The organism is Sulfitobacter sp. (assembly GCF_039977885.1).
In the GTDB taxonomy this organism is placed as follows: domain Bacteria; phylum Pseudomonadota; class Alphaproteobacteria; order Rhodobacterales; family Rhodobacteraceae; genus Sulfitobacter.
The window spans coordinates 202,082-217,467 of record NZ_JBDWCI010000020.1; the positions used below are offsets into that span (position 1 = coordinate 202,082).

Annotated in this window: 13 protein-coding genes; 2 read left to right on the top strand and 11 right to left on the bottom strand. The window is 57.1% G+C overall.

What is annotated here, in order from left to right; genetic code table 11:
* Nucleotides 1–45 precede the first annotated feature (45 nt).
* The gene (locus ABJM03_RS14625; RefSeq protein WP_348418585.1) at nucleotides 46–384 is read left to right on the top strand and encodes a P-II family nitrogen regulator; all 339 of its coding nucleotides are present in this window, start codon (nucleotides 46–48) and stop codon (nucleotides 382–384) included.
* A gap of 16 nt (nucleotides 385–400) precedes the next feature.
* Nucleotides 401–1,723, top strand: coding sequence for an ammonium transporter (amt, locus tag ABJM03_RS14630; RefSeq protein WP_348418586.1), 1,323 nt, complete (start codon nucleotides 401–403; stop codon nucleotides 1,721–1,723).
* Nucleotides 1,724–1,827: 104 nt separating this feature from the next.
* Here the strand turns inward: amt and ABJM03_RS14635 are convergent, their stop codons facing one another.
* From ABJM03_RS14635 to ABJM03_RS14685, 11 genes are all read right to left on the bottom strand, one after another.
* A complete protein-coding gene (locus tag ABJM03_RS14635; RefSeq protein ID WP_348418587.1) occupies nucleotides 1,828–3,012 on the bottom strand; it encodes an amino acid aminotransferase in 1,185 nt (394 codons plus the stop codon).
* Nucleotides 3,012–3,866 (bottom strand): 3-mercaptopyruvate sulfurtransferase, encoded by an 855-nt coding sequence (sseA, locus tag ABJM03_RS14640; protein WP_348418588.1) that lies wholly within the window; start codon nucleotides 3,864–3,866, stop codon nucleotides 3,012–3,014. Before sseA ends, ABJM03_RS14635 begins: the two co-directional genes overlap by 1 nt.
* Before the next feature lie 150 nt (nucleotides 3,867–4,016).
* The gene (smpB, locus tag ABJM03_RS14645) at nucleotides 4,017–4,505 is read right to left on the bottom strand and encodes an SsrA-binding protein SmpB (RefSeq protein ID WP_348418589.1); all 489 of its coding nucleotides are present in this window, start codon (nucleotides 4,503–4,505) and stop codon (nucleotides 4,017–4,019) included.
* Nucleotides 4,506–4,550: 45 nt separating this feature from the next.
* On the bottom strand, nucleotides 4,551–5,108 hold the full coding sequence (locus tag ABJM03_RS14650; protein WP_348418590.1) for an ABC-type transport auxiliary lipoprotein family protein: 558 nt from the start codon (nucleotides 5,106–5,108) through the stop codon (nucleotides 4,551–4,553).
* Nucleotide 5,109: 1 nt separating this feature from the next.
* Nucleotides 5,110–7,194, bottom strand: a complete 2,085-nt coding sequence (locus ABJM03_RS14655) for an MlaD family protein (RefSeq protein WP_348418591.1) — start codon at nucleotides 7,192–7,194, stop codon at nucleotides 5,110–5,112.
* Entirely contained in the window at nucleotides 7,187–7,849 is a 663-nt protein-coding gene (locus ABJM03_RS14660; RefSeq protein WP_348418592.1) for a paraquat-inducible protein A, read from the bottom strand. Before ABJM03_RS14660 ends, ABJM03_RS14655 begins: the two co-directional genes overlap by 8 nt.
* Entirely contained in the window at nucleotides 7,807–8,451 is a 645-nt protein-coding gene (locus tag ABJM03_RS14665) for a paraquat-inducible protein A (RefSeq protein ID WP_348418593.1), read from the bottom strand. Before ABJM03_RS14665 ends, ABJM03_RS14660 begins: the two co-directional genes overlap by 43 nt.
* A 101-nt stretch (nucleotides 8,452–8,552) precedes the next feature.
* Nucleotides 8,553–9,524: a C45 family peptidase gene (locus ABJM03_RS14670; RefSeq protein ID WP_348418594.1), complete on the bottom strand. Its 972-nt coding sequence runs from the start codon at nucleotides 9,522–9,524 to the stop codon at nucleotides 8,553–8,555.
* A 24-nt stretch (nucleotides 9,525–9,548) separates the two neighbouring features.
* Complete coding sequence (locus tag ABJM03_RS14675; protein WP_348418595.1) at nucleotides 9,549–11,006, bottom strand: biotin carboxylase; 1,458 nt, start codon at nucleotides 11,004–11,006, stop codon at nucleotides 9,549–9,551.
* 24 nt (nucleotides 11,007–11,030) lie between these two features.
* Nucleotides 11,031–13,778 (bottom strand): aminotransferase class I/II-fold pyridoxal phosphate-dependent enzyme, encoded by a 2,748-nt coding sequence (locus tag ABJM03_RS14680; protein ID WP_348418596.1) that lies wholly within the window; start codon nucleotides 13,776–13,778, stop codon nucleotides 11,031–11,033.
* Between the two features lie 87 nt (nucleotides 13,779–13,865).
* The gene (locus ABJM03_RS14685) at nucleotides 13,866–14,987 is read right to left on the bottom strand and encodes a nitrilase-related carbon-nitrogen hydrolase (RefSeq protein ID WP_348418597.1); all 1,122 of its coding nucleotides are present in this window, start codon (nucleotides 14,985–14,987) and stop codon (nucleotides 13,866–13,868) included.
* Nucleotides 14,988–15,386: the final 399 nt, after the last annotated feature.

Below are 15,386 nucleotides of genomic sequence, written 5' to 3' on the forward strand. Positions count from 1 at the left end.
GGCAACATCATGCAGGAAAACCTGCGCATAAGAGGGGACAACTAGGTGAAACTCATCATTGCCACGATCAAACCATTCAAGCTCGAAGAGGTGCGCGAAGCGCTGACCGAAGCGGGCGTACGCGGTTTGATGGTCACGGAAATCAAAGGGTTCGGCGCGCAGTCGGGTCACACCGAAATCTACCGCGGCGCAGAATACGTCGTGAACTTTGTACCGAAGGTCAAGCTGGAGCTGGTCGTTGCCGACAGCATCGCGGACCAGATGGTCGAAGTCATCACCAAAACAGCCCAGACCGGCAAAATCGGTGACGGTAAAATCTTTGTACTCGACGTCGAGCAAGCCGTGCGTGTGCGCACCGGCGAAACCGGCGAAGACGCTATCTAATCCAAAGGACGAAATGATGAATAAGAAATATATCATGCCAGTCGCCACCGTCGCAGCCCTGCTGCCGACGCTCGCACTGGCCCAAGACGCGGCCCCCGTGTCTGCCGACATGGTCTGGATCATGAACACGCTGCTGTTCCTGATCGGTGGCTTCCTGGTTTTCTTCATGGCCGCTGGCTTTGCGATGCTCGAAGGCGGCTTGGTCCGCTCCAAGAACGTCACAATGCAGATGACCAAAAACGTAGCCCTGTTTTCGCTGGCCACAATCGCCTACTGGGCGTTCGGCTATAACCTGATGTACCCGCTGGGCACATGGTCCGTCGAAGGTGTCGTATCCGGCGTATTCGGCGCAGGCGTTCTGGAAGCAGTTGGCATTGATCTGGCCGGTGCCGACGATGGCGAATATGCCTCTACCGGTTCCGACTTCTTCTTCCAGCTGATGTTCTGTGCAGCAACTGCCTCGATCGTATCGGGTGCCTTGGCCGAGCGCATAAAACTGTGGCCCTTCCTGATCTTCGTGGTCCTGCTGACCGGCGTTATCTACCCGCTGCAAGCATCATGGAAATGGGGCGGTGGCTTCCTTGACGAAGCAGGCTTCCTTGACTTCGCGGGCTCCACAGTTGTGCACTCCGTTGGTGGCTGGGCTGCTCTGGCAGGCGCACTGATCCTTGGCCCACGTATCGGCAAATACAAAGACGGCCGCGTAAACCCGATGCCAGGTTCCAACCTCGCACTGGCGACACTGGGTATGTTCATCCTGTGGCTCGGTTGGTTCGGCTTTAACGGCGGCTCACAGCTGGCGATGGGTTCTGTAGGCGACATCGCAGACGTATCCCGCATCTTTGCCAACACAAACGCAGCGGCTGCTGGCGGTGCTGTTGTTGCTCTGATCCTGACACAGGTTCTCTACAAGAAGCCTGACCTGACAATGATCCTGAACGGCGCATTGGCTGGCCTCGTTTCCATCACAGCAGAGCCTCTGACGCCTTCACTGGGCATGGCGACACTGATCGGTGGTATCGGTGGTGTGATCGTGGTCTTCGCGGTTCCATTCCTCGACAAGCTGAAAATCGATGACGTTGTTGGTGCGATCCCTGTTCACCTCTTCGCAGGTATCTGGGGTACAATCGCTGTTGTTCTGACAAACGGTGACGCAAGCCTCGGCACACAGCTCTACTCCATCGCGGTTGTTGGTGTCTTCACCTTCGTCGTCTCCGGTGTGGTCTGGTTCATCCTCAAAGCAGTCATGGGCATCCGCGTCAGCGAAGAAGCTGAAATCGCAGGCCTCGACACTGCCGAGCTGGGTATGGAAGCCTATCCTGAGTTCACCCGCGGTTAATCGCAAATCGCGCAGCTTCGGTCAGACCGGAGCTGCGTAGACAAGATACAAAAGGCCCCGCATCCAATGATGCGGGGCCTTTCTTTTACGTAAATTAATCTAAATCAGATGCCGCAGTCGATAATCGCTTTGGCAAGGACCGGCACTGTCTCGGCATTCAATCCAGCGATATTCATGCGGCTATCACCGACCATGTAAACCCCGTGCTCGGTGCGCAGCTTCGCAACCATCTCGGGCGTCGTACCCAGTCGCGAAAACATGCCGCGGTGTTGCGCAAGGAACCCGAACCGGTCAGAGCCTGACAAGCGCTGCAGCTCAGCCGCAAGCTGCGTGCGCAGCCCCAACATAGACAGGCGCACCTCTTCCAACTCATCCTGCCAATCAGCGCGCAGCGCCTCATCATTCAGGATCATCGTCACCAAACGCGCCCCATGATCCGGCGGGAAGCTAAAATTCTGGCGGTTCAAATAAGCCAGCGCGCCCTGGTTCAAAGCAGTAGCACTCTGATCCGCACTGATCGCCATCAGCAATCCGGTCCGCTCGCGGTAAATCCCGAAGTTCTTCGAGCAACTCGCCGCAACCAGACACTCAGGCACCGATGCTACAACTTTGCGGGTCGCAGCAGCATCTTCCACCAGCCCCTCGCCAAAGCCCTGATAGGCGATGTCGATCATCGGCGTGGCACCGGTCTGCTGTAGCACCGCGATGACCTCATCCCACTGCGCCGCATTCAGGTTGGCGCCCGTCGGGTTGTGGCAGCAACCGTGCAACAAAACCACATCGCCTTTCTGCGCGGTCTTCAGGTCTGCGATCAAACCGTCAAAATCAACACCACAAGTCGCCTCATCGAAATAGCGATAAGGCACCATTTCCATGCCAAGGTATTTCAGGATCGACAAATGGTTAGGCCAAGTCGGATTGGACACAAACACCCGTGCCTCGGGCCGCGCCATGCGGATCATCTCAAAGGCCTGCCGCACAGCACCAGTGCCCCCGGGCGTCGCAACCGCAGCAATAGAACCGCGCGGCACAGCATCCCCCAACACCAGATCAATCATCGCATCGCCAAAAGCCGGATCGCCCGCGAGGCCGGTGTAAACCTTAGTGTCCTGTGTCTCCCACAGCTGATGCTCGGCGTCCTTAATGGCACGCATCACAGGCGTCAGCCCCGTGGCGTCTTTATAGACACCAACCCCGAGGTCGATCTTCCCCTCACGCGGGTCGCTACGGTACATCTGGATCAGCTCCAGAATTTTATCAGCAGGCTGTGCCTGCAAAGTCTCAAACATTACGCATCTCCGGTTGCGATTGGCACAGTCGGGAACATCCCCCACTCCGCCCAAGATCCATCATAAAGAGCCCAGTCAGCATGGCCCATCCGCTCCAACGCCAGCGCCAAAACGGCGGCTGTCACACCCGACCCGCAAGACGTGACAATCGGCTTTCCCAAATCGACTCCCGCCGCCTCGAAAATAGCGCGGGTTTCATCAATCGACTTCATCGTTTTATCCGTGTTCAGCAAATCCCCGAATGGGACATTGCGCGCCCCCGGAATATGCCCTGCCCGCAGCCCTTCGCGCGGCTCGGGGACCTCACCACGAAAACGCGCGGCCGCACGGGCATCGACAATCTGCGGCGTCCCCAACTTGGAGGCATGAGCAACCTGCGTCACATCCCGCACCAATTGGTTCTGGAACCGCACCGTCATATGGCGGTCGCGCGGCACCGGAGGTAAATCCTCAACCTCACGCCCCTCGGCGAGCCATTTCGGCAGGCCGCCGTCCAGCACAGCAACATTCTCTTGGCCCATCAACTTGAAAAGCCACCACACACGCGGCGCCGACATAATCCCCGCACCGTCATAGACAACAACCTGGTGGCCATCACCCACACCCATCGCCCGCATCCGCGACATAAACTTCTCGATCGGCGGGGCCATATGCGGCAATGCGGATCGCCCGTCAGAAATCTCGTCAATATCGAAAAACCGCGCACCGGGAATATGACCCGCATCATACTCCGCACGGGGATCACGCCCATCTGCCGGCAAATACCATGACGCATCCAAAATCCTCAGATCGGGATCCTTGAGATGCTTCGCAAGCCATCCGGTCGAGACAAGTGTTCCGGTATCGTCAGTCATGGCGGCTCCTCCTTTGGCACAGCAACTGCCTACTCCCGGATGTCACCCCCGGCAAGACAAACCCTGCGTGGCAAGGGTCACAGCCCTATTTTTTCTAGCCAAAAATACTCTGGGGGAATTGGCCCGAAGGGCCAAGGGGGCAAAGCCCCTTCAGCCGTGATCTTTTAACAAACGCGACTTCTGACGTGACCAGTCCCGCTTGGCAGAATCCTCGCGCTTGTCATGCAGTTTTTTACCCTTGGCGATGCCGATCTTGATCTTGGCCATACCGCGGTGATTGAAATACATGACCATCGGCACCAACGTCATGCCTTTGCGCTGCGTCGCGTTCCACATATCTGCCAATTGCTTGCGGCTCACCAACAGCTTGCGACGGCGGCGCTCCTCATGGCCGAATGTCTTGGCCTGCTTGTAAGGCGCAATATAGCTGTTCACCAACCACAGCTCGCCGTCCTCTACGGCCGCATAGCTTTCAGCGATGTTCGAACCGCCCATGCGCAAGGACTTCACTTCAGAGCCTTCCAGCATGATGCCGCATTCCACATCATCTTCGATCGCATAATCAAACCGCGCGCGGCGGTTTTCTGCGATGACCTTATAGTTAGGGTCCGATTTTGAAGATGATTTTACCTGAGCCATACGACCGGATGTAGTGTGCCCTCGCGCCGCACGCAAGGGAGCGCGTTAGCGCAATGCATCACGGGCAAGGAATGTCGACAACTCCGAGATGATCGCCCCGCGTGCCGCAGCAATCGCTGCGGGTCCGCCATTCGGATCATAGGCAAGGCTCAGGTCAAATTGGCCCGACCGCTCGCGGCCCTCGAAAACACCGACAAAATACTGCCCTGTCGCACGAAACACGCCATCTGTTCCCGCCACCAGATCGACAAACCGCACATCCAGCGTGGCAGCCGCTTCTTGCTCGAACGGCCACGGCTCGGACGCCACCCGCGCACGGGTCAGCTGTGCCAGATTACGGCTCAGCTCGAGACTGATCGCGCGGTCGGGCGAATCGGCCCACAGGACCTTGGATGCGATGATCGTCCCATCGGGGGATTGTTGGGAAATTTCATCCGCCGAAGCATAGCTGGGCAGCGATACGTCTTTCACTTCGACAGACGCGTAGCGGATGCTTTGCTGTTGCTCGAGGACAGGCGTCTTGACTGCAATGCTGTCAGGCGTGCCGCAGGCGGACAAAAATGCCAACGCGGTGGCGGCAACAGTGGATTTGATCAAAGTCATATTATCTTCCCAACAGCAAAGAATTCGGGTTGCGTTCAATCGTACGCGCCAGTTTTTCCAACGCTTTGGCAGCTTGCTGAATATCGCGCAATGTCGTCTCGACACTGCGGCTCAGCGCATCACCTTTATTATAGCCGTCAATTGTCTGACCGGCTTGGGCCAATAGCCCGTTGAGCCGCGCGATAACCTGAGGAAGCTCGTCCAGGCTACCTGCGACACTATCCGCAGCGCTGCGCGCCGATGCCAGCGTCTGGTTCACATTGTTAACCGCACCGCCCTCACGCAGTTCACGCAAAACCTCGTTCAGCTCATCCAGCGCACCGGCCAGAGCCGCCGGCAACTGAGCCGTATCAGGGCTGCTCACCAATGCTTCTGCGGATTTCGTGAGCGACGTCAGCTCATTGATCAGCTCGTCAAACTCCAAAGATGACGCCTTATTTGCGACCTCCTGAAGTTCCGCCACCAGCTCGGGCACACCGTCCACGGAAGACGTCACCGCATCAGCCGCTTCAGAAGCCGATTGCAATGTTTCGCTCAACACGGTCGCAATCCGTTGCTCCTCAAGCTGGGTGACCAGCTCCTCGACCCGCACAAGGGTCGCATTCAGCGAGACAGGAATATTCTTCACATCATCCGATGTCACCAACCCTGAAAGGTCACTAAGCAGCGTGCGCACATCGCCGGGCGTATTCTGCAAATCCTGATTAGAAATCAACGCCTCGGCCGAATTCATCACATTGATCGCACTGTTGAGCAGATCCTCGATCGGCAGATTGTTGATGCGGGTAAAGACGCCCTCGACAGTGGCTGTTGCCCCCTCCGTGTCGCCCTTGCTGGTTGGCATGATCGGCAAACGGATATCCTCGGAGACCAGCTGTGCGGGTGGCGCGTCCGGCACAACGACCATCTCGACCTTAAGCCCCCCGGTAAGCAGGCTTGCCGAGGCCAGCCGCGCCCGCAGACCATCGGCCACGCGCCCTTGCAAAAACTCCAGCGCCGCAGCTGCAGATACTTCCCCCGGCAGGCCAAGGCGTGCGGGCTGGATCGACAGAATGACATTCAACCGCACACGGCTGTCACCGAATTGGTCAAGATCGACAATCCCCGACAGGCTATCGACCACCCCGATCCGCAAACCGCTCAACTCAACCGGAGCGCCAACGGCAAGGCCGGATACGTTTTCTTCAAAGATCACGCTCAATTGCAGCGGATCAACCGTAGAGCTGGTGAACAGGCTGTTACGGGCGTTTTCTTTGTTCTCAAAAACCTCGAACACTTCGCCGTCCTGAACAATGTCACCACCCGATACAAAAGTATCAAAGGTGATACCGCCGCCCACCAAGGTCGCAAGCGATTGGAAGTCAAGCTCGGCCCCGCCAGCACCCACGCTGAAACTAAACCCCGACGTATCCCAAAACCGCGTTGACGAGTTGATCAGATGCCGGTGCTCTTCGTAAATCAGCGCCTCGGTAATCGCGAATGCACCGCTACGCGCGATTTGCGCACGGCCGATCTGGCCTACTTGAATTCCGCGAAACAGGATCGGCGCATTATCCGTCAACGAGCCGTTCGCCGTGGTGCGGAACGCAATCTGCAAACCGCTTTCGCCCGGCTTGATCAATGGTGCCGTATCCGAGCCCTTGAACTCTGTAGCCGGTTCACCGATCTCGCCATCCCACGACCCTTCGATGTAAACACCGCTCAAAACTGTGCTAAGGCCGGTAACCCCTTGCGCGGTCACTTCGGGCTGCACCACCCAAAAGATCGAGCTGGCATCCACATATTCGGCTATTTCTTTCTCCAACCGGATGTGCACCTCGACAAATTCGAGCCCCTCGGCAAAGCTGATTTCCTCGACCTTACCCACCTCGATATCGCGGTATTTGAGAACGGTCTCCCCCGCGGTGATACCCGTGCCATCTTTGAAATCGACCGTGATCAGCGGCCCACGCTCGGCGTAGGATTGCCAAGCAACGCCAAAGGCCACGATCATTGCAAAGATCGGGATCAACCAGACAAGTGAAGCACCAGAAAAGCTGCGCTTTTTGCTGGATTTAATCGTTACTGTGGGCGGCGTATCAGCCATTATCAAGTGCCTCTTCATCGTCAGCTGCTTGCGCGTCCCAAATCATGCGCGGGTCAAACGCTTGGGCGGACAGCATGGTAAAAATAACAGAAAGTGCAAAGAAAAACGCAGCGGGACCCGGTGTGATCGACGCAAGCCCTTTGAGTTGCACAAGAGCAGAAAGAATGGCGACCACGAAGATATCGATCATGGACCAGCGGCCAATATACTCGACAATTTCGTACATCAAAAGACGTTTATGTGACGACCCGCCAGCCTTCTGGCGAACGCTCACAGCGAGATAGGCAATGGCCCAGAACTTGGCCAGCGGGATCACAACAGAGGCAAAGATGATGATCCCCGCGATGCCGTAAGATCCATGGTGGGCCAATTCGACCGCGCCGCTGACGATATTGCTGTCAGAGACCGTGAACAACTGGCGGGTGTGCAACATCGCAAGCGTGTTGGCGGGGACATAGCACATCAACCCGACCAGCCACAGCGCCCAGACCCGTTGCAAACTGCCAAGGTCGCGCGACACCAGCTTGTGACCACAACGCCCGCACACGGGCGTACCCAACGGCCACGCCCGTGTGCAGCGTGTGCACGCGACAAGTCCGGCCTCGCGGGCCGTTACCGTCTTTTGGGATGTTCCAGAGAGTTCCATACAGACCATCTACACATAAATCCGTCCTGCGCGATGACAAGCACCACCAGAACTCCAAACATCCAAAACGCCGGCCCGAAAGTCACCGTCGCCAAATCCGCCACCTTCACCAGCGCAACCGCACAACCCAGCGCGAAAATCTCGGCCATAGACCAGGGCCGCATCGCCTCTGATATACGAAAGGCGCGCATCGCATGACGTGCTGGCGGACGGTCCAGCACAATAGGCACCAGCACATAAAGCGTCAGCAACATCCGCAGCAGCGGCACAAACATGATAAAACCAGCCGTCATAAGCGCCAGCACCAACAACGGCCCATCCGCAAATGACAATGCCGCATCAAGGACCGAAACCGCATTCGTCCGCCCTGCCGCTGAAATCTGCAAAAACGGGAACACGCTGGCCGCGATAATCAACACGACTACAGCCACAGATATGGCAATAATCTCCATCCCTGCCTTGCGGCGCGGCGCAATCAAAACCTTGTGGCAGCGATCACATACCGCACGATCACCCTTTTCGGGGCGCTGCAACCGATAGGTCGCATCGCAGACCGGACAAACGATCAGCTCTTCGAGGGGCGCGTTGGAAAGATCAATGGCGTCAGACATGACCGTGTATATAGCGCGGCACCTACAGGGGTGACACATTTATTTACGATATTTTCCCGCCCGCCGTTTAACAAGCGCCCGCGCCAGAACCAGCCCCGCAATCAAGCCACCCCCGGCAACTCGATCTCGCGCGCGCCCTCGACAAATTCATCCAAAGACAACGGCCAAACCACATCGGGCCAGCGTAGCTCCATCTGCTTTTTGCGCGGGCGGTAAAGCGCGGTATACAACGTGCCAAACCCATGCGCGAAAGCCGTGGAATAAAGCGGTGGCTGCAAGAACGCGCCGACGAATTTTTCCTCCGGATCACGGTGTAGCCGCAAACGTTGCAGCAAAAACCGCTCTCGTTCGACCGTGGCGGTAAACCGCGCATGGCTGATCCATTCCACGTTTTCCTGATGGTTTGTGGCCACTGCCGCATGGGTGATAATCGCCGGCCGGTCAGGCGCCATCATCACGGTCAGATAATTTCGCTTACGGTCCAGCACGGTTACATTATAGCTCATATGCGTTGGCACACGCGCCAGGACCTCGCCTGCTTCCTGAGCGGTTTCGCAAATTTGCAGCACATAGCGCAGGATCAATGGCACGCCAAAGCCTTCGCCGACCACGCGCCGCCCCCCGAAGGTAAGCGAGATTGACAGGCCCTTGTCATTCACACCATCCACCAACCCCCAAAGCCCGTCAGACGTGCCCATCACCGATCGCCCCATCCAGCGCGTGCGCAATGTCAGCGCGTCAAAAGCCATCGGGTTATAGTCGTAATTACGCACCATAACCGGTTCCTTGCCGGCCCAGATCGCCTGACTACAACTCGCCAGATAGGGCGGCGGGGTGTAAAAGCTCAGGAACCGCGCCGCATGATCGCTACCACCGGCCAGTTCGCACAGCTCTTCGTATAGCGGCAACATCTCGGGCATATGGTTACGCAGCTCGCGCAAGCCTTCGGCATAGGTCGGGCGGGCGGTCTCCCCCTCACGAAGCCACCATGCCCGATAACCGGACCAATATTCGCGGAAAAGCCCGGCCCACTTTGGACCGGGCGTTTCCTCCGAGATCGCGCGCCAATACATAGCGGCCTTCCTAAGGAAAAAGGATTAGAGAATCTTATACGCAGGGTCGGACAGCTCAGGCCCGGCCGAGGCAACCGGCAGCGGCGCACCTTCAACCTTGCTTTTGATGCCGTGAATCCATTTCTTTGCCCGCTCGTTAAGCTGGAAACTTTTCGTCATGGAACGCCCGCGTGTAACCAGAATACCGATATCGGCCCCCTCATAGCGGTAATCCCCCGGCTGCAAAATCCGCAAGAAAAACGCCTCATTCTCGCTCTCGACTGCGCGCCGGTGATAGTCAAACCGGTTAAAATCAACGGTGCCATCCTCACGCATCCGGTAAATCCCTGTCTCGGGCGCCTCAGCACAGATATCAACGCTGTCTTTGGTGTGTTTGATCACCATCTGGCTCCAGCTGTCGATGTTCGCCGGATCGGCCCAGCGGGCGTTCAATTCATCCACATCAAGGTTGAATTTCTTCTTCGAGAACTCCAGCAGGTGGAACAGGAACAAAGGCGCATCCGCATGGGCAAAAGCCGCGTGGTTGGTCATCGACGACGCACCAGTGATCCGCGGGTTCAGCTCACCCAACCACAGATCGCCGGTCTTTTTATCAATCAGGAAATCCAGCTCGAAATACCCGCGATAACCTTCCTTGCGCAGCTGTTCACCAAACCGGAACGTCAGATCCCGCGCTTTTTGGCGAACCTTGGGGGGGAAGGCCGTCGAGAGGATTTCATTGCCACACCAGCCCCCGCGATAGGGCGTCAGCTCATTAAAGCCCACAAGTTCGGTCATCAAAGGACCGACGATGGTGCCCTCTTTGGTCGCGCAAGCCTCGATCGCCGCACCACGGCAATTGATCCGCTTCATGATCTTGATCTCGCCCTCGCCGATAATCTCGGATTGGTGGCGGCGGAAATCGGCCTCGTTTTTGATAAAGAACGTCGTGTGCCCACTGTCGCCAAAGGCAGATTGCAGCACCAGATCATGACCCAACCCCGCCTTTTCACAGGTTGCGCGCAGGTCTTCATAGCTTTTGACCTCGGCCAGCGTGTTGGGCACCGACGGCACGCCAGCCTTATTGCCGATGCGCACGGTTTCGATCTTGTTGTCCATTTTGGTGCGCAGCTTGGCTTTGGGGAACCACACATCCGCACCCAATTCCTTGGACAAACGCTCGGTTTCCTCATCGAACATCAAGAACACAAACTTGGGCTTACCGCCGCGCTTTTTGATAAAGTCGATGACCTCTTTGTGCTGCAACAGGTAGTTGTTGATATCCTCAATGGACTGGAACTCTGCGTGCGGCTGCTCGGAGGGGCAGAACACATTGGGGTGCTTGCCGCCATAGCAATCGATATAGCAGATGTATTTGAAATTCTTCACCCATTCATCCAACCCCAACAGGTTAAAATTGGTGGCGGAAATGAAATACACAGGCTCTTCATTGCGATGAAAGAACCGGCGGATCTCCGAGATATTTTTAAGAACGGTCGCCATGGTTTCTGCTCCTTATCTTAACGTTTAAGCCGAGGCTTTTTTGGATGATTTCGGAAGGATCGCGCTGGCACCTTCAAGCGCCTCTTGCGTAAAGACGCGCAAGCCAAGATCAGGCCGGTAACCGTGAATTTCGCTGACATCGAGCGCACGCATGAAGGACAGGATTTCCAGACTGATCACCTGCCCCGGCACCAGAATGGGAAAACCCGGCGGATAGGGGATGATAAAGCTGGCCGAAACAATCGTCTCGCCGCGCGCCATCGCCTCTTTTAATGAGCCGTCAAGCTCGAGATAATCACAGTTCTTGTCTTCATAGGCCAGAAAAAACGCCTTGCGGATATCGCCCTCGCGGCTGTTGCCGCTTTCCAGAAATGCGGAATGGAACCGGCTGAAATCCGGCAAGGGCGGGCAGTTTTCCAGCAGGTTTTTAACGCGACGGTCAAAACCCAGCTTTTCCATGCCAGAGGCATCATCATTCAGCTCATCCAGCGACTTGGCAATCTCGACCAAGACCTCGATCAAATAGGCCACCGAAGAACGCGTGGTCCCGATGTTGGTCATAAACAGCACGGTATTGCGTGAGGTTTTATTCACCTGAATACCGTATTTATCCATCAACACCTTGTTTTTGAAGGTATCTCCATCCCAACCCGTACCACCGACCAGCAGCGTCACGCGCGATGCGTCCAACACAAATTCGTCGCGCTCCCAACAATCCCAAAGGTCGGTCCAACCTTGTTCCGCATCGTAATAACTGGTCACACCACTCTCGCGGTGTTCTTCGGGGATCATGTCACCGGCGGTCAGCACGCAGAAGTATTTCTTGAGCAAGGGGTGATCGCTGATCGCGCGGCGCATGGACATCGCCGCCTCGATCTGGCGCTGGACGAACTCGAAGCCCTCCAATTCCACCTGCCGCCGTCCCACGTCCAGCGACGCGATGATCTGGTAATTGGGCGAGGTCGAAGTATGGGTCATATAGGCTTCATGAAAGCTCTGCTCCACTTCGCCTTTAAAATCCTGATCGTTCACATGGATCATCGAACCCTGACGCAACGAGGTAAGCGTCTTATGGGTCGATTGCGTTGAATACGCCCGCACCCGCGCCGTCGGGGGCGGGATCAGGCGGGTGTTCAGCAATGTCTCGTGGTCCGCATCTTTCAGCTCTTCTTGCTGGGCTTCATAGGCCTCGCGGTGCTTTTCACTGCGGAAACGATCCCGCAGCACATTGGCCGCATTCATCGCTGTGCGCTGGCGGTAGGTCGGATTGAACCGCGCAAAGGCAAACCACGCCTCGTCCCACAGGAAAATCAGGTCCGGTTTGATCGCCAGACATTCCTGCATCACCCGTTCGACGTTATAAACCAGCCCGTCAAAGGTGCAGTTGGTCAGCAACAACATCCGCACGCGGTCCAGTTTGCCCTGCGCCTTAAGCTCCAACAGCCGCTGCTTCATCTCACGCAGCGGCACCGCGCCATACATCGAATATTTGCTTAGCGGATAGCTATCGAGATAGCTCACCTGCGCCCCCGACAGCACCATCCCGTAATGATGCGATTTGTGGCAATCGCGATCCACCAGCACAATATCACCGGGTTTGAGCAGCGCCTGCACGACGATCTTGTTACAGGTCGAGGTGCCATTGGTCGCGAAAAACGTCTGTTTCGACCCGAACGCCCGCGATGCAAGCTCTTGCGCCTCTTTGATCGGCCCCTGCGGCTCTAGCAGACTATCAAGCCCGCCAGAGGTCGCCGATGTCTCTGCCAGGAAAATATTAGGGCCATAAAAGGCACCCATGTCCTGAATCCAGTGGCTGCGCGTAATGGATTTACCCCGGCTGATCGGCATGGCGTGAAACACGCCTGTCGGCTGCTTGGAATACTCGACCAAGGCCGTGAAAAACGGCGATTTATTCCGCGCCATAACCCCACGCAGAATGTTCAGATGCAGCTCCATGAAATCTTCGGAGTTGTAGAACACGCGCCTGCAAATCCCCAGATCAAGGCCCGCGATATCCTCAACCGAACGTTCTGTCACCAGATAGGCGTCCAGCTCGGGGCGGACCTTGGCGATCATGCGACACAATTCGGGGCCGAAATTCTCCGGCGGGATGGCGTCGATTTCTTCGCGCCCCCCAGCACGGGCCAGATAGCGGTGCAGGATTTCCTCAACCTTGTCGGAATGCAGGATCAAACCCGGGCGCACCACGATGGCCTGAATGTTGTAGTTGAACAGAACCGCAATCAGCGCGTCCTCGATCGACGGCACGACAACCGCTTCATAGATAAACGGGTCTTCGGGCCGCCGCATGTCGGTGACATTGGATTTAAGCCACCGCTCCTGATGCTCGTTCACATGATCGACGATCAACACCTCGAAATACGGCTTGGACAGCGCGCGCATCTCGGGGCTTTGATGGGCGTCATCGTCCTGCTCTTCCTGATCCACACTATCGCGTTCAAGCGGGATCGCACGGCGGCGATAGGCACCTGTCGTCAGCGCACGGGTGACACGGTTCACTGCGAATACCGCATCATCCAGCTTGCCCAGCTCGAAATGGCGGCGGATCAGGTTAAAGGCCGCTTTGCCCGGAAACGCCCAATAGCCCTCCATCGTCCCCAGGGATTCAAGCAGTTCCTGCACCGTGTTGCGCAACATCGCCATTTCACCGGCGCTAGGATTACGCGCCAAGGCAGAGCCAGCCTCACGCAGGGCACTCCACCGGTCAGATCGTAATTGTATCGCTGACGAATAATCTCTCATCGAGTGCATTCGGTCGTTCTCCGCAAATTATTGCGCGACAAGGGAATGCAATCGAACCGGGGCGGGCAGCGCGCCTACCCCGGATTTGCACCGGCCCTAGCCGCTAGGTGTATCTTTGCCCGGCTCACCGGTGAGAACACCGGGTTTGACAGGCGGGTTGGTTGGCGCGGTGACAGGCACGCCAGCCGGCTCTGTTTCGGGCGGCGTTGTCGCAGTCCCTGCTGTGGGGTTCGGCAGTGGCTCTTCGGCAAAGGCAGGCGGCACTTTGAAAGCGAAACCGGGCAAACTGTCTTCGCCTGCCGCATCCGGCGTATAGGGCACCCGCATGGCTGGCGTTGTCGTATCAAGCCCGGCCGTAGTTCCCTGCTGGGGGATTGCAAGCGGCCCAAGCGTTTGCAGGAACGCATCCGTCCCACTACTGCGGTCATAAACCGAAAAATCGCTCGAACGGTCGCGGAAGGATTTAAGCACTTGGCCCAACCCTTTCATCCCTGTCTCCCGCTGGCGACGCACCATGTCGAGATCAATCTCGATGGGGAACATATCTTCCTGACCCGCCGATTGATGCAGCACCATCGACGTCGGATCCACGACACAGGATTTCCCCACACCGCCCGCGCCAAGGCCATTCACATCGACTACATAACACTGGAACTGCGCCGCCGTGGCCCGCGCAATCGCAAGCTCGGCATCCCGGTCGGTGGTGCCGGTCAACACAGGGTGCAACAATACCTCGACACCCTGCGACGTCAGCTGGCGCGTCGTCTCGGGGAACCAGATATCGTAACAAATCGACAGGCCAAAGCGGCCCACATCCGGCACATCGAAAATACAAAAGTCGGTGCCTGCCGCAATCCCGCTCTCATACGGGCGGAATGGAAACATCTTGGCATATCGGCGAATGATCTCGCCCGCGGGGGTGATCACAACAGAGGTGTTATAGATGCGGCCGTCGTCCGGATCCGTGATAAACATCGAACCCGGGATCAACCAGACCTTGTGCTTAACCGCTGCGGCCTGAAATTTCTCCAGCGCTTCGTTCTGGGGCGGTAGCGCATATTGATCCAGCGGCCCAAAGGCGGCCAATTCGGAAAACAGCACCATCTGCGTCCAAGGGAAGCGCGCCATCAAGATGTCCAGACGCTGGATCATACCATCGACGTTCGGTTGTAGGGCATTGACGTACATCTGTACGCCCGCAATTGCGAAAGGGGTCATATCTGTTCACTCCGAGAACCACGGCTATGGCCGCTTACCCCATCCCATACGCCCATCGACCCCAGAGGGGAATAGCGCACCCGCACGCCAGGACCCACCGGCCCGAAAAGAAAATATGCCATCCCTAGCTGAGAAATCTTACGCTGCCGCCGCCTTGCTCAAAGCACGGGAACCTGCCCCGCGCCATCCGCTACCCTGAAAATCACTTTTCAGAATAACCCCCGTTGTCCTTTCAATCGCGACGCCATGCGCCACAACCATGCTTAAGGGCACCTACCGGATAGAAAGATCGCAGACATGCGCCCCCCTCACCTTTTGCCCTCCCTTCGGCAATTCCGCTGCTTTTCACGCAGCAAACCCGAAGCTCACAAGAAAGCCTAGGTCCCTTTCCCCCGATGA